This window comes from Ensifer sp. (genome assembly GCF_035999135.1).
In the GTDB taxonomy this organism is placed as follows: domain Bacteria; phylum Pseudomonadota; class Alphaproteobacteria; order Rhizobiales; family Rhizobiaceae; genus Ensifer.
In genome coordinates this window covers 1-26,111 of record NZ_DASYGZ010000009.1, presented here as the reverse complement: position 1 = coordinate 26,111, position 26,111 = coordinate 1, and the positions used below count along the sequence as shown (strand labels likewise).

The following is a 26,111-nucleotide window of genomic DNA, read 5'->3' as shown; positions in this document are numbered from 1 at the left end:
CCATCTGGCGCCGGCTTCTCCCGGCCGGCGCAACTCTTCATTCCCTAGCCGGCGGCCAGCATCGTGACCTCGCCAGAGACGGTGAAATCCTTGGCGACGATTGTGCGCCCTTCCGCTTCCGTCGAACCGTCCTGGCGGAAGACGACGCGGCCATATTCGGGGTCGTTGATGACAAGCGATCCGTCACCGGTCTCTTCGACCGCAAGTGCTGCAAATCGGTCCTCCACGCCGGCGAGATCGGTGGCTTCGCAGACGCGCACGATCCAGCGTGTCCTGTGTCCGGCCTGGCGCAGTTCCGCATTCGCAGACGGGCCGTCGTTGACGGCGATCAGGTCACCTGCACCGATCAGAACCACGGCGCCGCGGCCGCTGCGGGCGAGCGCCAGTTTGCCATTGACCCTGCTCTCATCGAATTCTGCGATGGGAAACCAGGCATGGGTGAAATCCGGTTGCTCGTTGACGGTCGAAAAGTCGAGTACGGCCAGCCCCCTGTACTGGTGGGCACGAGGGAGGGTGCCGCAACCACCCCAATAGGATGGCCGGCCGTACCCGAACTGAATGGTTTCGCCCGGATGGTTGATCCAGATCGCCGCTTCGGGGCGCTGACCAAGGCGCAGGTGCAGCACAGTCTCCTGGTAGCCCCATTCGTTCCAGCGATAATGCGCCGCCGAGCCCATGGCGAAATGCCGGCCCTTGTAGTGATAGAGTGCAGCGAAGCGGTTTTCGCCCTGGGCGAAGCGCCACTCCTGATGGGCCGCCTCGTCCTCATGGCAGGCAACGGCGGCAAGCGTCTCCGGCACAACGAGGCCGTGGTCGCGCAGGCAGACGGCAAGCTGCGGCAGTGCATGCACCCGGCGGCCGTACCAGCCCTTGCCCCAGAGCAGGCGGGCGACGCCCGAAAGTTCGAGCGAGCGGCCGGCGCAGAGCGTGTGCTCATAGGAGCGCCCCTGGGCTGCCGTCACCATGCCGTGGTGGGCCGAGCGGGCGATGATCTCGCAGAGGCGGACGATGCCGTTCTTGGCGCGTTCGGCGATATCGGCGTCCGGCGAAAGTGCGGCCAGTGCCGTGAGCCCCTTGAGGTCGATCGGGAAATAGGGCGCGGAGTTGAACTCGGCCATCTCCCAGGCTTCGAAGTGGTCGAGCCAGGCACGCACGCGGGCAGCACCGACGGCGCTTTGCTCGCTTCCCTTGCGAGCAGAGCGGCGGAACGTCGCCTCCGGGAACAGGTGGCCGGCGAGATAGGCTGATGTGTGGAACAGCAGCGCGTGGTTTTCGGAGAAATACCACTGCACGTCGTTACCGGGCTCGTCCATCCAGTAGCGGAAACCGAGGATCGCCTGGTCGATGCGGTCGCGGGTCTTCTCGCCGATATCCTGGCCGAAGCTTACGCGCGACCAGATCAACGGTACCAGCGAGAAGTCGGCGCAGTCATGGCAGTCCTCGATCGAGGGCAGGATCTCCTTGATCATCGCATCGGTGTCGGGCCCGCCGCGCCCGCTGGCAAGCCGTGCAAAGGCGCGAACCGTGTCGCGTTCGGAAAAGCCGGAGATTTCGTCGAGGGTTTCGATGATGCGGGCGCCAAGCGTTTCCGCTGGTTTGCCCTGGCGGCCGGAATGGCAGATCTCGACGCCGAGCGAGCGCGAGGCGACGAAGCCGCCGGCATCAAGCGTGATGCGGAAGTGGCGGAAGTCGGCCGGCGTTTCCTCGGATGCGCCGACCCGCAGGTGGCGGTCGCCGGCCTTCAGCACGAAGTCGTGGTCGAAGCGCTCGGTCGACATGAAGTCGCCTTCGACCGCAACATTGACCTTGACGTCGAGCGGAAGTGCCGCGGCGAAATTGAGAGTGATGTCGCCCTCGAAATAGGCGGTGCGGTCGAAATGCATGCCGTCGAGCGCGGTCTCGATCTCGGCCGCGGCGTCGCTGGCGCAAGGGACCGGCAGCGCTACACAGGCAGAAGGACCGGAAAGGTAGTCGAGCTGGAAGAAGTAGCGTGCGTCGCGCTCGGCAAGATCGTCGAAGAAGATCGTGACTTCGTTGAGACCGGCGTTGAGCGGCAGCTCGAATTCGGCCTTGGCCTCGAGGTTGCGGCTATAGGGTGCCATCCAGCCGATTTCGGCGCCGTTCAAAAAGACAACCGCGCCGCCGCAGGTGCCGAGGCGGATCTTGGCGGTTCCTGCAGCGTCGGCTTCGATCGAGGTGCGCGCCCACGTCGCAAGCCGCGTCGGCCGGAACCAGAAACCCGAGAGATCGAGCCGCGGCGAGCCGAAGGGCAGCCACCAGCGGGTGGCCTCGAATGTGCCGCGCACGTCGGGCCGCTTGCCGCGATACTGCTCGGCAAAGATCGTACGGCAGGGATACTCGTGCGGAATGAAGTTCTTGTGCTTGGTCAGGAAGAAGAAGGGGTCCATCTCGCCCTTCATCGGCTGGTCCGGCGCGTCGAAACGCTCTTCGGCAATCGCGCCGAGCTGCCAGTAACCGACGGCCTGCCCCGGAACGAGGCTCTTCTTCAGATGGAAAATCGTATCGCTCATTTCAGCTCAGCCAAGGCTACGGGGGTGACGTCGTTGTATTCCTGGTTCTCGCCGGTCATGCCCCAGACGAAGGCATAGGGTCCGGTGCCGGCGCCCATGTGGATCGACCAGGCGGGCGAAAGCACGGCGTCGCAATCGGCGACGATCAGGTGCCGGGTCTCCTCCGGTTCGCCCATCACGTGGACGATCCGGTCCTCGGGCGCCATGTCGAAGTAGCAATAGGCTTCCATCCGGCGCTCGTGCACGTGCGGCGGCATGGTGTTCCAGGCGCTGCCTTCGGCCAGATCGGTAATGCCCATCAAGAGCAAGCAGGAGGGCATGACCTCCGGGTGGATGTACATCACGAGGCGGCGCTTGTTCGAGCGTTTGACATCGCCGAGGTCGAGCGCCTTTGCCTCCGCCCGTTTGATCAGCCGGTGCGGCAGGTCGGCGCCGGCCGGAACCGAGTTCATGTAGAAGCGCGCCGGGCGATCGGCGCTCTCGCTCGATACGACGATCTCCTTGGCGCCACGCCCGACATAGAGCACGTCGCGATTTTCGACTGTGAAATGCTTGCCATCGACTGTGATCGTGCCGGTGCCGCCAAGATTGGCGATGCCCATTTCGCGCGCCGAAAGCAGGTAAGGCGTGCCGATGTCTGCGCCCGAGCCGAACGAGACGCTCTTCGTCTTCGGCATGGCGCCGCCGAGGATCAGGCGGTCGACATGGGTGTAGGTGAAGCTGACTGCGTCCTCGGCGAAGAGATCGCCGATCAGGAACTCGCGGCGAAGCCGCGCCGTGTCGTACGTTTTGATATCCTCGGGATTGGCCCCGTAGAGAACCTTCATCGTCATGCTGCCAGTCCTTCCGCGCCGACATGCTGCAGGGCTTCGGAGAGGCACAGGATTGCCAGTGCCTGGCCATAGCCGGTCGGTTGAATGGGGATGTCCTTGTAGAATTGCAGGTCGTGGCCCATGCGCGTGCCGTAGGAGACGTTGAGCACGGTGCCGGTCTCGTCGATGTTGCGCATCACCGCGTCGAGCGCGCTGAGGCCGGCGGTGCGCCAGGCCGGCGTGCCGTAGCCGAGGCGATAACCCTTGAGCAGGCCATAGCCGATGCCGGCGGTCGCCGAGATCTCTTCATAGGAGCTCGCATCGTCGAGCAAGGTGCGCCAGGCGCCCGACGCGGCCTGCAGTGGCAGGAGCGCCTCGACCTGGGTGACGAGCACGCCGCGCAGGTAGTCCTTCACCGGTGCGGCGAGTTCCGCGAGATCGAAGAGATCAAGCATGCCGGCGGTGATCCAGGCATTGCCGCGGGCCCAGCGGGCGCGGGCGAAATTGTGGCGGCCGTCGAAGGTCCAGCCGTGGAACCAGAGGCCCGACTGCGTGTCGGCAAGATAGCGGGCGTGGACGAGAAACTGCCTGGAGGCCTCGTCGACCAGTTCGCGCCGGCCGCTCGCCTCACCGTAGGAGGCAAGGAAGAGGGCGACCATGTAGAGCGTGTCGTCCCAGAGTTCGTTGTCGTTGACCTTGTCGGAGACGTGGTGCTCGAAGCCGCCTTCCGGCGTGCGGCCCATGTCGCTCATCACCCGGTTCGCCCACGCGTCGAGCAGGGGCTGCCATCGCGGATCGCCGGTTTTCGCCCAGAGCACGGAGAGCCCCAGCATCGGTGCGGTCGTGTTGACGTTGAGTTCGGGCAGGCCCGCTGCGAGGCGTGCTTCGTACCAGCCTTCAATGAGCTGGCGGACGTCGTCGCGACCGGTAAACAGCCAGAGCTTGATCAGGCCGTAAAGGCCGACGCCCTGCGGCCATTCCCAGCTGTCGAAGCTGATGTAGTCGCCGGCTGAACCGTCGAGGTTCGGCTCGTCGAACCGGCCGTCGTGCTTGAGACCGGTCATGCCGCCGACAAGGCGATCGAGACCCGTGCGGATATCGTGGGCGTTGAGGCCCATGGCGCTCCTCCTCCTTGAAGCCGCTCTTCCCTCGGCTTGCTTGAGAGAGATAAAGGCATGACGTTTTTTCTTGCGCAATATGAAAATTTTTCTCAGTATTGCGGCGAGGGAGAAGCGGATGACCGTCAAACCGTTGGCCGGAAAACGCGGCAAGAAAACCAAGAAGGTCCGGCTGGAGGATATCGCCGAGGCCTGCGGTGTCTCCTTGAGCACCGCGTCGCGGGCACTTGCCGGCGAGAAGGGTGTGCGCGCCGAGATCCGCCAGAAGGTGCTGGAGGCGGCCAAGAACGCCAACTACATGATCCCTACAGCGGTCGCCGGACAGAAGGTCATCGTGGCCGCGTCGAGTGCGGCGATGATCGACTATGTGCGCAACCAGTTCACCCACTATGTGCTGGAGGGCCTGAAGGAGCGGGCGCAGGCGCTCGATCTTGAAATCGTCACCCGTCCGATCGCCGATCAGAGCGAAGAACTGGCCGTCCTTGCCGAGGCCGAACGGGACGAAGAGGTTGCCGGCCTCCTGTTTCTGACCATCGACGACGAGGGCATGATCGCCGCCACCCGCGGCTTCGACAAGCCGGTGGTGCTATTGAACAGTGACGACCCGTTCATGCGGCTGTCAAGCGTCACGCCCTGCAATCGCTCGAGCGCGCGGCTTGCGACCGACCACCTGACCGAACTTGGACACGAGCGCATCCTGTTTCTGAGGCGGCCGGGCCGCCGTACGATCGAGCGGCGTTACGAGGGCTGGCGCGACGGGCTGCTGGCGAAGGGCCTGCCTGTCGATGACGACCTGCTGGTGACCGTCGAGGACTGGTTGCCGGAACTGGCGATGCAGGCATTGATGCAGCGGATTGCCGATCGGGGCCTGGACTTCACGGCGGTGCTGGCCGCCGGCGACAGCCTTGCCGTCGGCGCCATGGTCGGCATCCAGCAGAAAGGCTTCTCGGTTCCGGGTGACGTCTCGGTCATGGGCATGGACGACCTGCCGCAGGCGGCCTTCCTCAATCCGCCGCTGACGACGATGCACATCCCGATGCGCGAGATCGGCTCGGTCGCGCTCGATCTCTTGCGCGACACTCTTTCGGGCATCCCGGCGCCGCCACGCCGCGTCGAACTTGCCTGTCACCTGGTGCAGCGCGCCTCAACGGCGGCGCCGCGCAGCGCCTGAGACTGGCTCAGGCGCAGTCTTTGCGGGGCGCCACCGCGGCTGCGTGATGCCTCAGGAAAGCCAGGCGGGCAACCGCGCCGGGACGCGACCCGTGAGCGCCGCCTCGACGCAATCGGCGAGATTGCTGAAGCGGACGGCGCGGCCGGAAAGGCCGGGGCCGTAATGGGCATACTTGCCGGAATTGGTCATCAGAGCGCGGGTCTTGGTCGGGAAGACCGGTTCGGAGATTGAACACCAGCAGAGATCGGGCAAGACCTGGATGCCGCTTGCCTGCAGCCGCTCGAGCAGGCCTTCTTCGCGCGCTGCCGCAATCGCATCGCGTCCGGCGGTGACGATAACGGCGACATCGCCGTGCCGCTTGCGGCCGTTAAAGGCATCGGCGAGCGCGCGGCACTCCTCAAGCGAGGCATGCGGGCTGCCGATCGCAACAAGCTCGACGTCGGCAGGACCGTCGTTCAGCAGTGACCAGGCTGCGGTCATGTCGGCACGGGTAATCGTCGTGTGATCGGCGTCATTGGCCGCAGCACCTTCTGCTTCCGGGGTCACGCCGTCCACATGCAGCATGGGTGCCGCCGAAGTGGTGCCGAAGGCGGCGCAGAGCGCCTTCAGGTCGTCCCGCGACGGCCTTGCCGAAGCGATACCGCGCAGCAGCGGGATGCGGTCGGGTGCCGCCTTGCCAGCGAGATAGCCGATCAGCGGCCAGAAGGCATCGTCGATCGCATCGGGCAATTCGACGTCGATGACGCGCGTCGCCTTGCGCGGCTGGTCGAGATAGACGCCCGAGAGCGGCGCGCGGCCGGTGAGCGCGATGCAGAGATCGAGGAAGTCAGGGTGTTTCGCCGTACGGGCGCCAAGCACCGTATTGGCGAAGATCACCGCGTTGGATTCCGCCCAGGCGATCGCGTCACCCGCCTTCGGCGCGCTGTCGAGCAGATAGGGCGAACAGGTGAAAGTGGGGCGGCAACCCATGCGCACATAGGCGTCGGCAAGCCGCGCGGCCGGATCGCCAAAGTTTTCCGGCACGCCCTGTGCCTGCCAATTGGCGCGGTCGACCGAGATTGCGTTCATCGTCGTCGGAACGCAAACCCTGGCGCCCATGTCCGCCATCTTCTCGGCGAAGGTGAGATTGGCGGGGCTTGCATAGATGCAGCCGTCGATATGGCCTTGCACCACGTCGATCAGCTTCTCAGCGCCCTGCTGTGCCGCCATTGCTGAAATGATGCGCATCGCCTGCTGGACCGCGACACCGTCGCGGCCCTCGAGCATGGCGCGGTCGTTGCCGGTCAGGTCGAGTGCGGTTGTCGCCGGTGGTTCGACTGCGACCGTCAGGCCATCGGCCTCGATCGCGCCGTCGCTGATCCGCGCCGATTTCGCCTGGGAGAGAGCCTTGAAGGCGTCGTACGAAAGGCGCAGCACCGGCAGGGACTTACCGAACATCTCGGCCGCGATCAGTGCGCCGAGCGTCAGAACGTCCTCGGCTTCGCAAAAGACCAGCGCTGCCGGCGCACGACCGGTCAGCGCCATATCGAGCAGCACGCCCGAACCGGTGCAGGAGCCGCGGCTCGACGGCATCATCAGGATGCCGCCGGTCAGACAGAGGCCGTGCAACGGGTGGTGCACGTCGATCACCCGGCCGGTTGCCGGATCGACTCCGCCCCAGAAACTCAACGCCTCCTCGGTGGCGATGATGGGGCCATCGGCGGAGCCGGAAAGAATGCTGCGGGCGGAGATCGCTTGGGTCATTTTACGACAAATCCATGAGCAAAGGGGTCGCGGTCATCGATGAAGATGGTGTTAAGGCCGGTCATGCGGGCCCAGCCGGCAATCGACGGAATAATGGCGTCGCGATCGGCAACCTTGGTCGCCGCCTCGACGTGGCCCTTGAACAGCGAGCCGATGATCGACTCGTGCACGAAGTCGTCGCCGACCTTCAGCTTGCCCTTGGCGGCAAGCTGCGCCATGCGCGCCGAGGTGCCGGTGCCGCAGGGCGAACGGTCGATCGCCTTTTCGCCGTAGAACACGGCGTTGCGTGCATGCGCTTCGGCCTGTGTCGGCTTGCCGGTCCACTGGATGTGGCTGAGGCCCTGGATCTCCGGATGCTCCGGGTGGACGAACTCATATTTGGCGTTGAGGGCTGCGCGTAGCTTCGGGCTCCAGCCGACGAGTTCGCCGGCCGTGTGGTCGGCCATGTCGCGAAAGTTCTTCTGCGGCTCGACGATGGCGTAGAAGTTGCCGCCATAGGCGACGTCGACGACGATCTCGCCGAGGCCCTCGACTTCGGCCGTCAGCCCTTCGGCATAGAGGAACCCCGGAACATTGGTGAGGCGCACTTCCTCGACGAAACGGCCTTCCTGGCGGTAGGTGATGTCGACCTTGCCGGCCGGGGCGTCGATCGACAGCTTGCCCGGCTCGCGCGGCGTGATCAGCCCGTTTTCGATCGCCATGGTGATGGTGCCGATGGTGCCATGGCCGCACATCGGCAGGCAGCCTGACGTTTCGATGAACAGCACCGCGACGTCGCAATCGGGCCGCGTCGGGGGATAGAGGATCGAGCCCGACATCATGTCATGGCCGCGCGGCTCGAACATCAGGCCGGTGCGGATCCAGTCGAATTCGCGCAGGAAATGCGCCCGCTTCTCCAGCATGTTGGCGCCTTCGAGCCGCGGTCCGCCGCCCGAAACGAGGCGGACCGGATTGCCGCAGGTGTGGCCGTCGATACAGGAGAAGGTGTGGTTGGCCATTGATTGAAACTCTGTCAGAAACGCTGCGGCGAGAAGGGTTGCATGTCGATGGCCGGCTGGTGGCCGGTCAAGAGGTCGGCAACGAGCCGGGCGGTGCCGGCCGATTGCGTGAGACCGAGATGGCCGTGGCCAAAGGCGTAGATCACGCGGTCCGTCGCACGGGCGCGGCCGATCGCCGGCAGGCTGTCGGGCAGCGACGGGCGGAAGCCCATCCATTGCACGCCGCCCTCGCTCTTCAGGCCCGGCAGGAAGGCCTGCGCCTTCGTCAGCATGGCTTCGGAGCGGCGGAAGTTCGGCGGCAGCTTCAGGCCGCCGAGTTCGACGGCGCCGCCGACGCGGATGCCGGTCGAAAGCCGTGTGACGACGAAACCGTGACCGCCGAAGGTGACCTGGGTGCGCAGATCGAAGGCGTTTTGGGGCAGCGTCGTGTTGTACCCGCGCTCGGTTTCGAGCGGAATGCGTTCGCCGAGCGTGCGGGCGACCTGGTGCGAGAAGGCGCCGGCCGAAAGCACGACCTGGTTGGCGCGCCGCGACGCGCCTTGCTTGGTCGTGAGCTCAACACCGCCGCCAATCGGCTTGAGGGCCGCAATGTCGGCGCGTTCGATGACGCCGCCTTTGGCGCGGAAGTGATCGGCGAGCGCCAGCGTGTAGAGCTTGGGGTCGGCGATCGAGTACCAGCCGGGGGTAAAGGTACCGTGGGTGAAGCGAGACGCCAGACCGGGCTGGATCTCGGCCATTTCGGCCGCACCCATGTGGCGGAATTCGATGCCGTGCTCGGCGCGGGCGATCCAGCCCGGAAACGATGCCTTCAGTTCGGCGTAGCTTTCATAAACCTGGAGATTGCCGTCCTTGCGCAGCATCGGCAGCGTGCCGGTGGCCGACAGGAACGGTTCCAGTTCGGCCCTGGAAAGGTCCATGATCGCCGTCTGCGCCGTCGTCGAATGGGCGACGCGGCTCGGCGAACAGGCGCGCCAGAAACGGAACATCCAGGGCGCGATCTGGGCGGCATAGGCCGGCGGAACGCTCAAGGGGCCGAGCGGGTCGAGCAGCCACTTCGGCGCCTTCTTCAGGATGCCGGGAGAAGCGAGCGGCAGGATGTCGGTGAAGGCAAACGCACCGGCATTGCCGGCCGAGGCGCCGGCCGCCGGGCCTTCGCGGTCGAGCACGGTGACATGAAGCCCCCGTGCCTGGGCGGCAATCGCCGCCGATAGGCCGACGACGCCGGCGCCGATGACGATGACGTCAGGCTGGATTGCATCGGTCATGGTCGGCTCAGTGCGTCGCGGCCAGGAACTTCTGCAGTTCCGGATCCTTCGGCGCGCCGAAGAGCGCTTCCGGTGCGGCGATTTCCGCCATCACGCCCTTGTGGAAGAAGGCGACGCGGTCGGAGACCTCGCGGGCAAACTTCATTTCGTGGGTGACGCAGATCATCGTCATGCCTTCGGACGCGAGCATGCGCAGCGTGTCGAGCACTTCGCCGACGAGCTGTGGATCGAGCGCCGAGGTCACTTCGTCAAACAGCATGTACTCCGGCGACATGGCAAGTGCGCGGGCAATCGCCATGCGCTGCTGCTGGCCGCCCGACATGCGTGTCGGATAGACGCCGAGCTTTTCGCCGAGGCCAACATGTGTGAGCTGCTTGACGGCGATCTCCTCGGCCTTTTCCTTCGAGAGGCCGAGCACCTTGCGTGGCGCCAGCGTGACGTTTTCAAGCACGGTCAGGTGCGGGAAAGCATTGAACTGCTGGAAGACGATGCCGAGCTTGCTGCGCAGCTTGTTGAGGTTCGTCGATTTCGCGTGGACCTCGGTGCCGTCGACGAGGATGCGGCCGGCATCGATCGGCTCGAGACCGTTTATGCAGGTGAGCAGCGTCGATTTGCCGGAACCGGAGCCGCCAATGATGGTCAGCACCTCGCCCTTGTTGACGGTGAGGTTAATGCCTTTGAGAACCTCCAGCGAGCTGAAGGATTTGCGAACGTTCTGGATCTCAATCATTGGACCACCGTTTTTCAAGGTAACCGCCGAGCCGGGCGATCGGGAAGCTGATGAGGAAGTAGATGGCGCCGCAGATCAGAAGGATCAGCAGCGGTTCCTGTAGGCGGGTGACCAGCACCTGCGAGGCGCGCAGCAACTCGATCAGGCCGAGCCAGAGGACGAGTGCCGAATCCTTCATGACGCCGAGCGTCAGGCCGATCCAGGAAGGCAGCGATACGCGGGTCGCAAGCGGCGCCACGATGTAGCGCATGTCCTGCCACCAGGTCATGCCGAGCGAACGGGCCGCACGGCGGGTCGTCGGCGGGACCGACGAGATGCCGCCGCGAACGATCTCGGTGCAATAGGCGGCCGTATAGAGCGACAGCACCACGCAGGAGGTCGTGAACGGCGCCCAGCCGAGCTTGGCGATCGCCTGGAAGGCGTTGGCCAGCACCAACTGGATGAGCAGCGGCACCGAACGGAAGATGTCGAGCACGAAGGTGAGCGGCGCTCCCCAATAGGGGCCGATCTGGTTGCGCACGACGCCGAAGATGATGCCGAGCACGGTGCCGGCCGTCACAGAGACGGCGGTGACCGCGAGCGTCATCAGGGCGCCCTGCAAGAGGAAGCCGAGATCAGCGAGGGTGAGGGCGGTATTGAACATCTCTCACCTCTCCTAGTAGCGGAACATGCGCGCGGCGAGCAGACGTGCTCCGAGCGTCACGGCCTTGGCGATCAGGTAATAGATCACCGCGGCAATTGCGAAGAATTCGAACGTGCGGAACGAACGGGCGTTCAGCTCCTGGGTGATGCCGGCAAGGTCGGTGTTCATGCCGACCGTGACGCCGAGCGAGGTCATCAGGATCGCCCAGACCATCTGGTTGGTGACCGGCAGGAAGGCGATGCGCAGCATCTGCGGCATCACGATGTAGCGGAAGGCCTGGACCGACGTCATGCCGAGCGATCGGCCGGCGCGCGTCTGGGTGTCGGGAATGGCCTTGAGCGCGCCGCGGAAATTCTCGGCGAGGTAACCGGCATTGTTGAAGGCGATCCCGACGAGCAGCGCCGTGTAGGGGCTCAGATGGATGCCGAAATTGCCGAGGCCGAAATGGGCCATATAGATCTGGAACAGCGCCGGCGTGTTGCGAGCGATCTCGATCCAGGCGGTGGCGAAGCCACCGAGGATGCGATTGCCGGACAGGCGGCAGGCCGTCAGCGCAAGTGCCAGTGCCAGGCCGATGACCATCGAGAGCAGAGCCACCTGCAGGGTGACAAGCGCTCCATCGAGCATCTGTGGCAGGGCTTTGAGCGCCTGGTTCCAATGGAAGGTGTAACTGAACATGTTTCGTCTCGCCTCTTCGGAAACGAATAGCGGCGCGAAGCTAGACTTCGCGCCGCCAGATGGACGGCATATTAGCGGTAAACGCCCTTAGCCGTAAGGTCGGGCAGTTCGCCGCCGACCCACTTTTCATAGAGCTCAGCATAACGGCCGGTACGGACCTGCTGGTTGATGAAAAGGTTGAGGAAGTTGATGAAGCCGTATTCTTCGCGGTTGGTGAAGAGCGCGACGTAGTCGGTGTCGAACGGGGCCTTGCCGACGACGGCGATGCCCGGGAACTTGCCGGTCTTGACGTTGGCCTGGGCAACGGTCGAGGTCGAAACCGTGGCGTCGATCTGGCCCTGGCTGAGGGCGAGGAAGACGTCGGCCTGGGTCTGGTACGGACGGAACTCGCCGGCGCCCCATTCCTTGACCTGCTTTTCGAGCGCGATCGCTTCGAAGGTGCCGGCGGTGGCGCCGACGGTCTTGCCCTTCATGTCTTCGAACGACTTGACGCCGGACTTTTCGTTGGCGGTGACGGCCATTTCGAAGGCGAAGTAGGGGATCGTCATGCCAACGGTCTTGGCACGCTCAAGCGTGTCGGAGGTCGAGGCTACGCCGACGTCGACACGGCCCGACATCAGAGCGGGGATACGCTCCGGGAACGGGGTCTCGACGATTTCGGCAGTGACGCCGAGTGCCTTGGCGAGGTCGTTGCAGTAGTCGACGTCGAAACCGACCGGGTTGTTGTTCTCGTCGCGAGAACCCATCGGCGGGAAGTCGAGCACGACTGCGCAGCGCAGCGTACCCGAGCCGATCACGTCATCCAGCTTGTCGGCATGGGCCTGGCTGGTCAGAGCAGCGGCCGCAACGAGGCCGAGCGCGAGCACCGAAGTTTTCATTATCTCTCTCCCTGAGGTGGTGTGCCGTTTGACGGCTGACGCACTATTCCGGTTTAGAGAGCGTAAATCAATAGAAAAATACAATTAGTATACAAAAAGTATAAGATGATAACGCGGAACGCGCCAAACGATCCCATTTGTTTCGCCAAATGGGGTCCTTGCGCAGCGATCTGTCTTTGCTCGTCGGGGCGGAAAGCGTGCGGGCGGAGGGCCGCCCGCACTTATCCTCGATCTGCGTTAGCCCTGGAAGTCTTCGGGCAGCAGTGCTTCCGGCATGTTCTGGTAGGAGACCGGGCGCAGGAAGCGGCGGATCGACATGGTGCCGACGCTGGTCGCGCCGAAATTGGTCGAGGCCGGATAGGGGCCGCCATGGACCATGGAATCGACCACTTCGACGCCGGTCGGGAAGCCGTTGACGAGCACGCGGCCGGCCTTGCGCTCGAGGATCGGACGCAGGCGACGGGCGGTTTCGAGATCGGCGTCATCCATGTGGATGGTCGTCGTCAGCTGGCCTTCGAAGCCGCGGGCGAGCTGTTCCATTTCGCTGGTCGAGCCGACGCGGACCACAAGGCCGAGCGGGCCGAACACCTCTTCGCCGAGCGCATGGTCGCCGAGGAACTGGTCGCCAGTCGTCTCGAACAGGTTCGGCGAGACCGAGCGGCCGGACGATTCTGTCGTCAGCAGCGGCTTGACGGCGTTGCGGCTCTCAAAGCGCGCCTGCCCGTCATGATAGGCCTTGGCGATACCGTCGGTCAGCATCGTCTGCGGTGCCACCTTACCAAGCGCCTCGACGGCGGCGGCGGTAAAGCGGTCGGCGTCAGCGCCTTCGACGACGACGGCGATGCCAGGATTGGTGCAGAACTGGCCGGCACCCATGGTGAGCGAGCCCGCCCAGCCCTGGCCGAGACCTTCTGCCCGCGCCTTCAGCGCCTCCGGCAGCAGGAACATCGGGTTGACGGAGCCGAGCTCGCCGAAGAACGGGATCGGCTCCGGACGTGCGGCGCAGAGATTGAAGAGCGCACGGCCGCCGGCGAGCGAGCCGGTGAAGCCGACCGCCTTGATCAGCGGATGCTGCACCAGCGCTTCGCCGACCTGGCGGTTGCCGCCCTGGATCAGCGAAAAGACGCCCGGATGAACGCCGGTCTTGCGGATGGCTGCCTCGACGGCCTGGGCGATGATCTCGCCCGTGCCGGGATGGGCCGAGTGACCCTTGACGACAACAGGGCAGCCGGCCGCAAGCGCCGCAGCCGTGTCGCCGCCGGCGGTGGAAAACGCGAGCGGGAAGTTTGAGGCGCCGAAGACGGCGACCGGGCCGATCGGCCGCTGGATGAGACGGATTTCCGGGCGCGGCGCCGGCTGGCGCTCGGGGAGGCTCGCATCGAAGCGGCGGTCGAGATAGTCGCCCTTTTCGATGTGGTCGGCAAAAAGCCTGAGCTGGCCGGTGGTGCGGCCGCGCTCGCCCTGCAGGCGTGCGACCGGCAGGCCGGTTTCCTGGGTGCCGATCTCGGTGATGGCATCTGCACGCACCTCGATCTCGTCGGCGATCGCGCGCAGGAAGGCGGCGCGTTCAGCCCGGGTCGAATAGCCGTAGCTCAGGAACGCATCTTCGGCAGCTTCCGCGGCGCGGTTGACCAGATCCACCGTGCCGGTGGCAAACTGATGGACCGGGCCGTGGGCGGGTGCGGATGCGAAAGTGCCCGCTCCGTCGAGCCATTCGCCGGCAACCAGGTGTTTTCCATTGGGAGTGAAGGCCATCTTGCGATCCTTTCTTGCGATCCCGGATTGCCTTTTGTGGCAGAGGAGATCATGGCTGAATTGCACTTGTCGGATCTTTGTATACTATATGTATGCAGAACATCAATCGTCTGACTGGCCCATACCGATCAGGCGTCCATAGGAAAAGGGAGAGAGATGAGCGAGACCAATACCCTGACGATCGCGGCGCTGTTTGAGCGCGTCGAGGCGATCTTCCGCAAGGCGGGCCTCAACGACGTTCAGGCAGGCGCCCTTGCGCGTGTCATCGTCGCCGGCGAGCGCGATGCCTGCAAGTCGCACGGCATCTACCGCATCGAAGGGGCGCTGCGCACGGTCAAGGCCGGCAAGGTCAAGCCGGATGCTGTGCCGGAACTCGACGCGGGCGAAGGCTCCGCCATCGTCAAGGTCAATGCCAAGGGCGGTTTCGCCAATCCGGCGTTCGAGCTTGGCCTGCCTGTGCTGGCCGAGCGCGCCCGTACGCTCGGCGTCGCCGCTCTCGTCATCAACGACTGCACGCACTTTTCCGCCCTCTGGCCTGAGGTCGAAGGGCTCACCGGCGAAGGCCTTGCCGGCCTCGTCATGTGCCCGAGCTACGCGACGGTTGCGCCGACCGGCGGCAACAAGCCGCTGCTCGGCACCAACCCCTTCGCCTTCGGCTGGCCGCGCAAGAACCAGCCGCCTTACGTCTTCGACTTTGCGACCTCGGTCGCCGCCCGTGGCGAGATCGAGCTGCACCGCCGCGCCGGCAAGCCGCTGCCCGAGGGTTGGGCGATCGATGCCGAGGGCAATCCGACGACCGAGCCGGAAGCGGCCCTTGCCGGCGCCATGCTGCCGTTCGGCGGCCACAAGGGCTCGGCGATCGGCACCATGATCGAGCTTCTGGCCGGCATCATGATCGGTGATCTGACGAGCCCGGAAGTGCTCGATTATCTCGGCACGACGACGCTGGCACCCTTCCACGGCGAACTGATCGTCGCCTTCTCGCCGGAAAAATTCGCAGCCGGCCGCCCGGGCGATCCCTTTGCCCGTGCCGAAGTGCTGTTCGAGGCAATCGTCGGCCAGGGCGCCCGACTGCCGTCGCAGCGCCGCTTCATTGCACGCGCCAAGTCGGAAACGGAAGGCGTCGTGCTCAACCAGGCCGAGACGGAGCAGCTCGACCGGCTGCTCGCGCTCGGACTGGAGGCCGTCGCGTAACATCCAATCCGGGCATTCAGCCCTTCTGATACCGCCATCCGGCGGCACGACCCGTATCAAAATGCGGAACCAGGTTGCTCCGGTTCCGCATTTTGAGATTCCGCGAAAGGCATCTGGCGACAATACCGCGAGACCTCTGCGACCTGGTCGAGAAAACCCGTCGATGCCCTCTCCGGCGCAGTGCGTCACGGCAGCAGTGATCGTGCCGTCGGTGTCAGGCGCAACACTTCGTTCTTTCGCCACGTCCGACGCTCCATTTCCGCAACGACCTCTGTCGTCCAGTTCTCGGACTGCGCGAGTGCTGCAAGGTGGTCCTCGTATGCGGCCAGACTGGGGAAAGCCGAGAACCAGACGAAGACCGTTTCCCCTTCGCGAACAGGCAGCCTCGGAAACGTGTTCGGGCTCTGCTCGGTGACCAATGCAGCCAAAACGGTCGCCGACGCTTGCACCAACTGTGGCTTGACGCGGGTCTCGAAGAACGTGGCAAACGCCTCGTCCGTGCGCGGTGCGAGATAACAGCAAGTCGCAACCACAATGCCCGCCCGCCCATCAGCCGTGCCAGGCTGGGCGCGCGTGGTGCGGGACGGCGCAAAGCCGGTATCGGGCGCTGCTGGCCTCAGCAGCAGAACGTTCTCCGAATTGATCATCGTGCCGTTCGCCTGGTCGCGGTGAGCGGCCCACACCGGCCCGGTATAAAACGCGTTCAGCGCCTCGGCGCGAGACGGCATGTCGCTGAAGCCTCTGAGCCACACGAAACTGTCGGGGTCATCAAGATCTCGGAACTGCCCGATCACCGACATTCCCTCCGCTTCCTGGGTTTCAATGAACTCGCGGTCGAACAGGTCGATCAGCGTCTCCCTGGCTTGCGGTCGGAGCCGATACCGTCGCAGTTCAACGATGGCATTGGTGCTAGCGCCTTCGGAGTGCGCCATGGATTTGCCCTCCGTGATCACAGTCATGTCCATTCCTCCATAAAACAGGACGGTTGTCCCGTTTTTAATACAGGGCAGTTGTCCTGTTTTGTCAATCTGCTATAACTCTGGAAGGACGGAAGGAAATCATGGCGCGCACGAACGATCCCGAGGGACTAAGGCAGCGGCTCGTGGATGCGGCCTATGTGGCCTTCACGACGCGTGGCTATCATTCAAGTGCCATCCATGACCTGAAGCGCGAGGCGGGCGTCACGGGTGGAGCGCTTGCCCATCACTTCCCGACCAAGAAGGCCCTTGGCCTTGCCGTCATTCAGGATCGTGTGGCGGAAGCCGTTGAAACGACCTGGATTGCCCCGGTCAGGGTTGCGACCACGACGGCCGATGGAATCCAGGCGGTGTTCGCAACGATCGTTTCCGAACTCGAGCGGAAGGGGGCCGTGTCGGGCTGTCCGTTGAACAACCTCGCGCTTGAACTGTCGCGCGAGGACGAGGCTTTCCAAGCCGCGATCGAGGCCATTTTCTTGCGCTGGAGGACAGCCATCGCCGACAAGCTGCGGGCAGACCTGCGTGCGGCCCGCATTGACGATTTCGATCCGGATGCGATGGCAACCCTGGTCGTGGCGGCCTATTCCGGTGCGATGGCGATGGCGAAGGCATCCCAATCCGTGGTGCCCCTGACGGTCTGCGCCGAGCAATTGACGTCGATCCTTCAAAATCGGACGTCGCAGTGACGCGACGCTTGAGGGCGGGCAAGTGCGCCGCTCGCATCCTCATGGTTTCCGCGCAAAAACAAACCCCCTATGTCCTTGCGGCATAGGGGGTTCAGCAGCAACGTCACCTGAGATCCCGCACTCCGACGAACCCTCTTCGGGAGGGCTCCCCGGCGTGCGGCAGACCGATGATCAGGCCTTGTACTTCTGCACGGCGCCCGGGAGCTTGCTCCACTCGGCGTACCAGCTGTTGAACAGCTTGAACTGGGCTTCGACATAGCCGCGCTGGCTGTCGGAAAGCACGTCGCTCTCGTTGAAGTGCAGCGTGTATTCCTTGTCGCCCTTCAAGACCATCATGTGCTTGAAGTAGAGAACCAGGTCCGGGCCTTCGTCGAAGGAGGAGAGAACGGCAAGCGCCTGTTCCAGTTCCAGAGCGCGCAGGCGGGCGTCGACGTCGCCTTCGGCAGCGGCGCGCGACAGGTTGCACATGTGGATGACTTCCTTCGGCAGCACGCAGCCGATGCCGGTGATCGCACCGGTCGCGCCGCAGTTGACGAAGCCGTGGAAAACGGCCGTGTCGACGCCGATCATCAGCGAGACGCCATCGTCACGGCTGGTGATGTTCTCGGCTGCGTAGCGCATGTCGGCGGCGCCGCCGAATTCCTTGAAGCCGACGAGGTTCGGATGCTCGGCGCGCAGCGCGAAGAACAGGTCGGCGCGGGTGGCAAAGCCGTAGTAGGGGCTGTTGTAGATGACGGCCGGCAGGCTAGGGGCGGCCGAAAGAATGGCCTTGAAGTGGTTCTTCTGGGCGGCGACGACCGAACCGCGCGACAGAACGCGCGGGATGACCATCAAGCCCTGGGCGCCAACCTTTTCGGCGTGTGCCGCGTGGGCGACGGCCGAAGCGGTGTTGACGGCGCCGGTGCCGACGATAACCGGAATGCCGGCCTTGACCAGGCGTTCGACGCCTTCCATGCGCTCAGCGTCGGTGAGCAGCGGCCAGTCACCCATCGAGCCGCAATAGACGACGGCCGACATGCCTTGAGCGATCAGCTCCTTGCCCTTGCGCACCAGCGCGTCGAAGTCGGGCGTGCGGTCTTCCTTGCAGGGGGTCATGAGCGCCGGGATGACGCCGGTGAAAATCTGAGCCTTCATGTGAAACTCCTCTCGGCTGTGTTCCTCGACAGGTTGCGGATGCGTTGACCGCACGTCAGCCTGCCTTTGATCTAGACAATAGCCGTTTGTATTTTATTTGTCGACAAGAAAAATACAAAGATCGCTACAGGGCGATATCGAGCTTGTTGTTGCGGGCAAAAAGCTTCTGCACCTGCTCGACGATCTGCTCGGCATGCGCCTTGCCGAGACGGTCGGCCGCTTCGACGTCGCGCGCCGCGATCGCGGCAATGATCGCCGCGTGTTCGTCGACGAAACGTTGCGGGAACTGCTCCTCGTAGGATTGGTAATAGAGCCTGAGAATGCGCCGGCCCTCGTCCAGCAGCCGGCGGAACAGGCTGGTGAAATAGGGGTTGCGACCGGCCTCGGCGATCGCCGCATGGAAGGCGGCGTTGGTGGCGATCATCGACAGCGCGTCGCGAGTCTTGACCGCCGCCGCATAGTCCTCGTGGAAGCCGCGGATGATGGCGAGGTCTTCCGGGCGGTGGCTTTGCGCTGCAAGCCGCGTCGTCACGCGGTACATCAGCACCAGCGCGTCGAAGAACGGGTTGAGATTGAGAAAGTCGATGTTGGCGACCATCGTCGAGCGGTTCGGCAGCGTATCGATCAGTCCTTCGCCGGCAAGCCGTACCAGCGCTTCGCGGATCGGCGTGCGCGACATCCTCAATCGCTCGGCAAGCTGCACTTCGTCGATCGGGCTGCCAGGGGGCAGGACGAGATCGAGGATTTCGTCGCGCAAGAGGTCATAGACCATTTTGACGCCTGAGCCGCGCTTGCGCTCGGGGATGGGGCTGTTGTCGGTATCGATATCGGTCATCACGGATTCCTTTGTCGACAAAAGAAATACTTGTCTCTGTCGTCGGGATCAACAGGTAGCTTGGGATGATTCTGCGGCAAGGCCGAATACCGGCATGCGTGTATCGCCCTTTGCGCACACTCTGCGGAGAGTCGTCGCCGAGCGCAACGCTCGCGCCGGCGAGAAGAGTGGGCTTCAGGGGGCGTGGCCTCCAAAGAGGGCGGTTGGACGACCCATGCATTTGCCACATGGGAGCGCTGAGTTTTGAGCGCTGCAACTTACCAAGGGCCTGAGTTATAAGGTGTTCATCGAAGCGAAACGAGGCGCCAAGGACTGGCTGCCAGGCTTCGAAAGCCCATTGAAAGGGGGATCACATGAACATCGCACGCTCCATCAACAACTGGCGCAAGTATCGTCAGACGGTCACCGAGCTGGGCCGCATGTCGAACCGGGAACTCCGCGACCTCGGCATCGAACGCGCCGACATCGACCGCGTCGCACGCACGGCCTTCGCCCGCTAAGGCGACCCACACAGACTGAAAATTGCCCGAGCGCCTGCATCTCCTGTGGGCGCTTTTGCTTTTTGCCGCCACCATTGCGCCATTGTCCTTCGTCAATCCGAAGCCCTTGCTTCACGAATTGACGAGTTGATCCATTGAGAAAGCGCCGCGACCCATGCGCGTTCGCCGGTCTGTTTTAGAAGGCGGAGGCCATGGCCCAATTTTCCCCAGAGATCACCGACCACTGGCGGGCGACGCTTTCGTCCGGCACGGTCGTGCAAGGCGAAAGCGGGTTCACCGTCGCGATCACCTCGGCCCTTGACGGTGACAGCGAAGCGATGGTGCTGAAGACCGCGGACCGCCAGGTCATGGCCGCAGTCTCGCCGGCGCTTGCGGAAAAGCTGGCAGTGTCCGGCCGGCCCGACCTCTGCGAGCCCGTATTCCTTCACATGTTGCAGGAAGCGGGCGTTACGCTGCACGACGCGGATTACATCTTCTATTTTGCCGAAGCGGAAAAAGCGGCATTGCTGCGGGAGCAGCCGGCAAGCTCGGTGCGTTTGCTGACGGCCGACGATGCGTCGGTCTTTGCCGAATTTCAGTCGTCGGCTTCTGAAGAAGACCTGGATGCTGCCTATGTCGAACTCGACCATTGGCTTGTGTTCGGCGCGTTCGATGGCGACCGACTGGTCTGTGCCGCAAGCATGTATCCCTGGAAAGAAGAAAGCCGCATTGCCGATATGGGTATCCTGACCTTGGCGACGCATCGCGGTAAAGGCCATGCCCGTTGCGTCGTTCGTGCCATCAGCCGTCATGCGCTCGGGCAGGGGTACGAGCCGCAGTACCGCTGCCAGCTCGACAACGACGCCTAGGCTGCACTTGCCAATGCGGCGGGCCTGAGCCTGTTTGGCGAATGGCAGCCGGTTTCGCCGCCTTCGGACGACTGAAATCGCGGTGATCGCTTGCCTGATCAGAGGGGTGCGGGACCGTGACGAAGGAGAACGAGGCGTGAATCAATGCTGACAGAATCTGGCAGGGGTCGCGCGTAGAGTGTTGTCATGATCAGAGATCGAGGGATGACCATGTCAGCGCAGAACGTATTTCAGACGGGCGGAGCAGCCAAGCCGGGCGAGCGCAATTTCTGGATCGGTGCGGTCTCTGGCGACGATATGCAGGATGCGTACGAAGGCGGCCTCTCTCGCTATGGCTTCGGCAATGTGCAGTCGATGACGCGGGTGAAAGCCGGCGACGGTTTCGTCGGTTATTCGCCGAACGCGGCATTCTGCGGCAGGCGTGCGCTTCCCTGCTTCACGGGCATCGGCACGATCAGGGAACGCCTTCCCTATTTCTTCGCCATGGGCGGCGTCGCGCCGCATCGCGGCGACGTCGACTGGGCCGACAGCATCGAGGCACCGGTGCGGCCGTGGCTCGACAGCCTGGAATTTGCCGAAGGCAACCGCAACTGGGATCAGAAGCTCCGTTTCGGCTATCTCGCCATCAGCGAGCGGGATTTCCGTGTGATTGCGCGCGCCATGCACGCGGATCTCGGCATGGTTATGCCGCGCGCATCGACGATGCGCCAACAACTGGCCGGTTGAAGCGCCTTACTCCACCTTCGCCAACGTGTCGGAGGCTTCCTCCACGGAACCGGCTGGCACACTCGCATACATGCCGGTCGTTCGAAATTCGGTCGGGCTGAGGCCGAAGGACCGGCGGAAGACCTTGGCGAAATAGTTGGGATCCTCGAAGCCCGAGAGGATCGCCACCTCCTTGACCTGCAGGCTTGCGGTCTTCGTCAGGAGCTTGACGGCACGCTTCAAGCGCTTCTGCAGCACATATTCGGCCGGGGCCATGCCTTCGCTGGCGGCAAAGACGCGTGAGAAATGCGCCCGGCTCAGACCCGAGACGCGGGCCAGCTCCTCGACGGGCAGCGGGTTCTGCAGGTTGTTCATGATGTGGTCGACGACGCGGTTCATTGTGCGGTGTTCCTGGCTGAACACCGGATGCGAACCGAAGACGTCGTCATAGAGCGCCATGGCCGCCTCGTAGGCGATCGCCGAGGCGCGGCCCGGCGTCTCGCCGCCGCGAATCAGCCTGAGGCTGCAATCGGCCAGATGCTCGATCGTCTCGGGCTGCAGCTTCAGGACCGGGCCGGTGACGGCGAGAATGGCGCGGTGGACGCGCAAGGCCTCGTCGCCATTCATCGAGATCCAGAAGAACTCCCAGCGCCCGCCGTCTTCCAGCCAATAGCGGTGATTGTGCGGCACGAGCAACAGCAGCGTCTCGCCTTCGCGCACCCGATAGCTCCGGTTTTCGTAACGCAGGTTTCCGGCGCCAGCGATGCTGTGCTGCAGCACCGTGAACGGCGTGTTGCCGCGCTTTCGCCCGTCCCAGTCATAGGTCGCATTGGTGCGCATTTCATAGCCGGTGCTGGTCGGCATGGTGTGCAGGCTCTGGCGTCCCCTCGGCAAGGAAACCGTCCGCATAATCGGGCCGTTGTCGATCAAATCTTGCAGCATAAAATTACCCATGAAAGCACAATACCGCTCTGGCGGGGTCGGTGATTATACACATAATGACCGCCAACACTGCAACAGGCAGCGCTTCCGGCCCATAAGAAATGAGGGGATGCATCGAAGTTGCGTGCCGAGACGGCGAAAAACCGTGAATTGATTTTACCCTTTGTCAGAGACGCATGCAGTTCATGAGGAGTGAAAGGGCATGGCAACATTCAAGATCGCCATCATCGGCGCCGGCAGCATCGGCTTCACCAAGAAGCTCTTCACCGACATTCTCGCCGTGCCGGAACTGCGCGATATCGAGGTGGCGCTGACTGATCTTAGCGCCCGCAATCTCGACATGATCAAGGCGATCCTCGACCGGATCGTCGAGGTCAACCACCTGCCGACCAAGGTGACGGCGACGACCGACCGGCTGCAAGCGCTCGATGGCGCGCGCTACATCATCAGCTGCGTGCGTGTCGGTGGGCTGGAAGCCTATGCGGACGATATCCGCATCCCCTTGAAGTACGGCGTCGACCAGTGCGTTGGCGATACGATCTGCGCCGGCGGAATTCTCTACGGCCAACGCAACATCCCTGTCATTCTCGACTTCTGCAAGGATATCCGCGCTGTCGCCGAGCCGGGTGCGAAGTTCCTGAACTATGCCAATCCGATGGCAATGAACACCTGGGCGGCGATCGAATACGGCAAGGTCGATACCGTCGGGCTTTGCCATGGCGTCCAGCACGGGGCCGAGCAGATCGCCGAAATCCTCGGCGCGGCGGAGGGCGAGCTCGACTACATCTGCTCCGGTATCAACCACCAGACCTGGTTCACCGATGTCAGGCTCAAGGGCCGCAGGATCGGCAAGGACGAACTGGTCGCCGCCTTCGAAGCCCATCCGGTGTTCTCGCAGCAGGAGAAGCTTCGGATCGACGTGCTGAAGCGTTTCGGTGTCTATTCGACCGAGAGCAACGGTCACCTCTCAGAATACCTGCCCTGGTACCGCAAGCGCCCGGAGGAAATTTCCCGATGGATCGACATGTCCGACTGGATCCACGGCGAGACCGGCGGCTACCTCAGGCATTCGACCGAGACCCGCAACTGGTTCGAGACCGAGTTTCCGCAGTTCCTGGAAGCGGCCGGAAAGCCACTCGACCACAAGAAGCGTTCGAACGAACACGCAAGCCACATTCTGGAGGCGCTGGAAACGGGGCGCGTCTATCGCGGCCATTTCAACGTCAAGAACTCCGGCGTCATTACCAACCTGCCCGCTGACGCCATCATCGAGTCGCCAGGGTTCGTCGATCGCTTCGGCATCAACATGGTTGCGGGCATCACCCTTCCGGAAGCCTGCGCCGCCACCTGCCTGTCGTCGATCAACGTCCAGCGCATGTCGGTGCATGCGGCCGTGACCGGCGACCTCGACCTCCTGAAGCTCGCGGTGCTGCATGATCCGCTCGTCGGCGCGATCTGCACGCCGGAGGAGGTCTGGCAGATGGTCGACGAAATGGTCGTCGCTCAAAGTCAGTGGTTGCCGCAATACGCCCACGCCATCGACGGGGCCAGGGAGCGGCTTTCCCGCGCCACCGTCAAGACGCGCGACTGGGCCGGTGCCGCGCGGCGCCAGGTGCGCTCGCTCGACGAATTGCGCGCCGAGCGACAGGCGGCTCGCGCCGCAGGCTGATCGATTGCGGTTCCGGCCATGGGAGGAGACATGGCCGGCTGATGCCGTAACAGCAGACTTTCAAGGAGGAGGCCACGCTCCGGCGCGGCGAATAGAGGGAGAAACTGAGCCAATGACCAGCCACAGACTGATGAAGATGGCGAGCCTGCTGCTCGTCGGCATCTCGACCTTCGCGCTTCAAGCGGCGGCCTCCGATCCGACCGTCGTGCCGGAGCAGCCGCCATTCCCGGCGCAGGGCAAGATCACCTATGTGCCGCGCGACTCGATCGCCGAGTTCAAGGCGCTGCCGGAATATAAAGAGCCGGCCTGGGTCACCGAGAAATACGTCAAGGCCGGCAAGCTGCCGCCCGTCGCCGAGCGCCTGCCGAAGGAGCCGATGGTCTTCAAGTCCGGCAACATGCCCGACGGCGTCGGTGTCTATGGCGACACGCTGCGCCACGTGATCGGCGGGCGGCCCGAGGGCTGGAACTACTCGGCCGGCCAGAGCCAGGGCTGGGGTGGCATCGACATCGGCATGTCCGAGTGCCTGACCCGGACCGCACCGCTCTTCCAGGTGGAAGCAAACGACGTCGAGCCGCTGCCGAACCTCGCCAAGAGCTGGGACTGGTCGGCAGACGGCCACAAGCTGACGATGCATCTCGTCGAAGGCGCCAAGTGGTCGGACGGCGACCTCTTCGACGCCGACGACGTGATGTTCTACTGGGACGATAATGTCCTTGATCCGAATGTCAGCCCGCTCAACGGTGCGACACCCGAGACCTTCGGTGTCGGCACGACGCTGAAGAAGATCGACCAGTACACGGTCGAATGGACATTCAAGGAGGCCTTCCCGCGCCAGCACCTCTATGCCATGGCCTACGGCACCTTCTGCCCCGGCCCATCGCATATCCTGAAAGCCAAGCATCCGAAATATGCCGGCACCACCTATGACCAGTACAAGAATGCCTTCCCGCCGGAGTACATGAACATTCCGGTCATGGGCGCCTGGGTACCGGTCGCCTATCGTCCCGACGACATCATCGTTTTGCGCCGCAATCCCTACTACTGGAAGGTCGACGAGGCCGGCAACCAGCTGCCCTACATCAACGAGCTGCACTACAAGCTCTCGACCTGGGCCGACCGTGACGTGCAGGCGATTGCCGGCTCCGCCGATCTTTCCAACCTCGAGCAGCCGGAAAACTTCGTCGAGTCGCTGAAGCGCGCGGCGCAGGACACGGCGCCCGCCCGCCTTGCCTTCGGCCCGCGCCTCATCGGCTACAATCTGCACATGAACTTCTCGGCCAATGGCTGGGGCGAGCCGGATGAGCGGGCCCAGGCGGTGCGCGAACTCAATCGCAACGAGGATTTCCGCAAGGCCGTGACCATGGCGGTCGACCGCAAGAAGCTCGGCGAAGCGCTAGTGAAGGGCCCGTTCACCGCGATTTATCCGGGCGGGCTTTCGTCCGGCACCAGCTTCTATGACCGCCAGTCGACCGTCTACTATCCCTTCGACCTCGACGGCGCCAAGGCGCTGCTCGAAAAGGCCGGTCTCAAGGACACCGACGGCAACGGCTTCGTCAATTTCCCTGATGGGAAGGCCGGCGGCAAGGACGTCGAGATCGTGCTTCTGATCGACAACAGCTATGCAACCGACCGGAACCTTGCCGAAGGCATCATCGGCCAGATGGAAAAGCTCGGCCTGCGCGTCGTCCTCAATTCCCTCGACGGCAAGCAGCGGGACGCGGCCAACTATGCCGGCCGCTTCGACTGGATGGTCCACCGCAACGGTCCGGAATATGCCTCTGTCGTGCAGAACACGCCGCAGCTTGGCGCAACGGGCCCGCGCACCAGCTGGCACCACCGCGCGCCAGAGGGCGGCGAGGTCGATCTGATGCCGTTCGAGAAGCAGCTTGTCGACACCATCAACAAGTTCATTGCCAGCAACGACAATGCCGAGCGCGTGGCGCTGATGAAAGAGTACCAGACGATCGCGACGACGAACCTCGATACGATCGGTCTTACCGAATATCCGGGCGCGCTGATCATCAACAAGCGCTTCGCCAACGTTCCGACCGGCGCGCCGATCTTCATGTTCAACTGGGCGGAGGACACGATCATGCGCGAGCGCCTGTTCGTGCCTGCAGACAAGCAGGGTGACTTCGAGCTCTTTGCCGAGCAACTCCCGGGCAAGCCCGGCGAGAAGGGCCTGAGCAACTAAAGCAACCGCTCCTCCGGTTGAAAGGCCGGAGGAGCGCTCGATCACCCCAACGACAGAAGGAAACGGCATGTTCAGGTTTCTGCTTGTCCGCATCGCCTCTGC

Annotated in this window: 23 protein-coding genes; 8 read left to right on the top strand and 15 right to left on the bottom strand. The window is 63.8% G+C overall.

What is annotated here, in order from left to right:
• Positions 1-44: 44 nt before the first annotated feature.
• Genes VGO12_RS00545 through VGO12_RS00535 form a run of 3 tightly spaced genes read right to left on the bottom strand, consistent with a single transcriptional unit; the run spans position 45 to position 4,461 of the window.
• Positions 45-2,531 carry a hypothetical protein gene (locus VGO12_RS00545; protein ID WP_327510806.1) on the bottom strand — a complete coding sequence of 829 codons (2,487 nt, stop codon included), beginning with the start codon at positions 2,529-2,531 and terminating at the stop codon, positions 45-47.
• The gene (gene kduI / locus VGO12_RS00540; protein ID WP_327510805.1) at positions 2,528-3,364 is read right to left on the bottom strand and encodes a 5-dehydro-4-deoxy-D-glucuronate isomerase; all 837 of its coding nucleotides are present in this window, start codon (positions 3,362-3,364) and stop codon (positions 2,528-2,530) included. Before kduI ends, VGO12_RS00545 begins: the two co-directional genes overlap by 4 nt.
• Positions 3,361-4,461 carry a glycoside hydrolase family 88/105 protein gene (locus tag VGO12_RS00535; protein ID WP_327510804.1) on the bottom strand — a complete coding sequence of 367 codons (1,101 nt, stop codon included), beginning with the start codon at positions 4,459-4,461 and terminating at the stop codon, positions 3,361-3,363. Before VGO12_RS00535 ends, kduI begins: the two co-directional genes overlap by 4 nt.
• Positions 4,462-4,579: 118 nt before the next feature.
• On the opposite strand from VGO12_RS00535, the gene VGO12_RS00530 reads away from it, so the two are divergent.
• Positions 4,580-5,632 (top strand): LacI family DNA-binding transcriptional regulator, encoded by a 1,053-nt coding sequence (locus VGO12_RS00530; protein ID WP_327510803.1) that lies wholly within the window; start codon positions 4,580-4,582, stop codon positions 5,630-5,632.
• 51 nt (positions 5,633-5,683) lie between these two features.
• Here VGO12_RS00530 and VGO12_RS00525 read toward each other — a convergent pair whose 3' ends face one another.
• From VGO12_RS00525 to VGO12_RS00490, 8 genes are all read right to left on the bottom strand, one after another.
• The gene (locus VGO12_RS00525; RefSeq protein WP_327510802.1) at positions 5,684-7,375 is read right to left on the bottom strand and encodes an aconitase X; all 1,692 of its coding nucleotides are present in this window, start codon (positions 7,373-7,375) and stop codon (positions 5,684-5,686) included.
• Positions 7,372-8,373, bottom strand: coding sequence for a 4-hydroxyproline epimerase (locus VGO12_RS00520; RefSeq protein WP_327510801.1), 1,002 nt, complete (start codon positions 8,371-8,373; stop codon positions 7,372-7,374). Before VGO12_RS00520 ends, VGO12_RS00525 begins: the two co-directional genes overlap by 4 nt.
• 14 nt (positions 8,374-8,387) lie before the next feature.
• Entirely contained in the window at positions 8,388-9,638 is a 1,251-nt protein-coding gene (locus VGO12_RS00515) for an FAD-binding oxidoreductase (RefSeq protein WP_327510800.1), read from the bottom strand.
• Between the two features lie 7 nt (positions 9,639-9,645).
• Positions 9,646-10,368, bottom strand: a complete 723-nt coding sequence (locus VGO12_RS00510; RefSeq protein ID WP_327510799.1) for an amino acid ABC transporter ATP-binding protein — start codon at positions 10,366-10,368, stop codon at positions 9,646-9,648.
• A complete protein-coding gene (locus VGO12_RS00505; RefSeq protein WP_327510798.1) occupies positions 10,361-11,011 on the bottom strand; it encodes an amino acid ABC transporter permease in 651 nt (216 codons plus the stop codon). Before VGO12_RS00505 ends, VGO12_RS00510 begins: the two co-directional genes overlap by 8 nt.
• Before the next feature lie 12 nt (positions 11,012-11,023).
• Positions 11,024-11,689: an amino acid ABC transporter permease gene (locus VGO12_RS00500; protein WP_327510797.1), complete on the bottom strand. Its 666-nt coding sequence runs from the start codon at positions 11,687-11,689 to the stop codon at positions 11,024-11,026.
• A gap of 71 nt (positions 11,690-11,760) precedes the next feature.
• Positions 11,761-12,567 (bottom strand): transporter substrate-binding domain-containing protein, encoded by an 807-nt coding sequence (locus VGO12_RS00495; protein WP_327510796.1) that lies wholly within the window; start codon positions 12,565-12,567, stop codon positions 11,761-11,763.
• 237 nt (positions 12,568-12,804) lie between these two features.
• Entirely contained in the window at positions 12,805-14,322 is a 1,518-nt protein-coding gene (locus VGO12_RS00490; RefSeq protein ID WP_327510795.1) for an aldehyde dehydrogenase (NADP(+)), read from the bottom strand.
• Between the two features lie 156 nt (positions 14,323-14,478).
• On the opposite strand from VGO12_RS00490, the gene VGO12_RS00485 reads away from it, so the two are divergent.
• Complete coding sequence (locus VGO12_RS00485) at positions 14,479-15,516, top strand: Ldh family oxidoreductase (protein ID WP_327510794.1); 1,038 nt, start codon at positions 14,479-14,481, stop codon at positions 15,514-15,516.
• Between the two features lie 185 nt (positions 15,517-15,701).
• Here the strand turns inward: VGO12_RS00485 and VGO12_RS00480 are convergent, their stop codons facing one another.
• Positions 15,702-16,475 carry an NIPSNAP family protein gene (locus VGO12_RS00480; RefSeq protein WP_327510793.1) on the bottom strand — a complete coding sequence of 258 codons (774 nt, stop codon included), beginning with the start codon at positions 16,473-16,475 and terminating at the stop codon, positions 15,702-15,704.
• 101 nt (positions 16,476-16,576) lie between these two features.
• Here VGO12_RS00480 and VGO12_RS00475 point away from each other — a divergent pair, with 101 nt between their 5' ends.
• Positions 16,577-17,179, top strand: a complete 603-nt coding sequence (locus tag VGO12_RS00475) for a TetR/AcrR family transcriptional regulator (protein ID WP_327510792.1) — start codon at positions 16,577-16,579, stop codon at positions 17,177-17,179.
• A gap of 171 nt (positions 17,180-17,350) precedes the next feature.
• Here VGO12_RS00475 and VGO12_RS00470 read toward each other — a convergent pair whose 3' ends face one another.
• Both VGO12_RS00470 and VGO12_RS00465 read right to left on the bottom strand, forming a co-directional pair.
• Complete coding sequence (locus VGO12_RS00470) at positions 17,351-18,313, bottom strand: dihydrodipicolinate synthase family protein (protein ID WP_327510791.1); 963 nt, start codon at positions 18,311-18,313, stop codon at positions 17,351-17,353.
• A 124-nt stretch (positions 18,314-18,437) separates the two neighbouring features.
• Positions 18,438-19,148 carry a GntR family transcriptional regulator gene (locus tag VGO12_RS00465; protein WP_327510790.1) on the bottom strand — a complete coding sequence of 237 codons (711 nt, stop codon included), beginning with the start codon at positions 19,146-19,148 and terminating at the stop codon, positions 18,438-18,440.
• 353 nt (positions 19,149-19,501) lie between these two features.
• Here VGO12_RS00465 and VGO12_RS00460 point away from each other — a divergent pair, with 353 nt between their 5' ends.
• The 3 genes from VGO12_RS00460 (at position 19,502) to VGO12_RS00450 (ending at position 21,222) form a co-directional block, all read left to right on the top strand.
• Positions 19,502-19,648 carry a DUF1127 domain-containing protein gene (locus VGO12_RS00460; protein WP_064817045.1) on the top strand — a complete coding sequence of 49 codons (147 nt, stop codon included), beginning with the start codon at positions 19,502-19,504 and terminating at the stop codon, positions 19,646-19,648.
• Between the two features lie 191 nt (positions 19,649-19,839).
• Positions 19,840-20,496, top strand: coding sequence for a GNAT family N-acetyltransferase (locus tag VGO12_RS00455; RefSeq protein ID WP_327510789.1), 657 nt, complete (start codon positions 19,840-19,842; stop codon positions 20,494-20,496).
• A gap of 204 nt (positions 20,497-20,700) precedes the next feature.
• Positions 20,701-21,222, top strand: coding sequence for an EVE domain-containing protein (locus VGO12_RS00450; RefSeq protein WP_327510788.1), 522 nt, complete (start codon positions 20,701-20,703; stop codon positions 21,220-21,222).
• Between the two features lie 6 nt (positions 21,223-21,228).
• Here the strand turns inward: VGO12_RS00450 and VGO12_RS00445 are convergent, their stop codons facing one another.
• Positions 21,229-22,155 (bottom strand): AraC family transcriptional regulator, encoded by a 927-nt coding sequence (locus VGO12_RS00445; RefSeq protein ID WP_327510787.1) that lies wholly within the window; start codon positions 22,153-22,155, stop codon positions 21,229-21,231.
• Between the two features lie 190 nt (positions 22,156-22,345).
• Here VGO12_RS00445 and VGO12_RS00440 point away from each other — a divergent pair, with 190 nt between their 5' ends.
• A complete protein-coding gene (locus VGO12_RS00440) occupies positions 22,346-23,812 on the top strand; it encodes an alpha-glucosidase/alpha-galactosidase (protein ID WP_327510786.1) in 1,467 nt (488 codons plus the stop codon).
• A gap of 112 nt (positions 23,813-23,924) precedes the next feature.
• Positions 23,925-26,009, top strand: coding sequence for an ABC transporter substrate-binding protein (locus tag VGO12_RS00435; protein WP_327510785.1), 2,085 nt, complete (start codon positions 23,925-23,927; stop codon positions 26,007-26,009).
• Positions 26,010-26,111 lie beyond the last annotated feature (102 nt).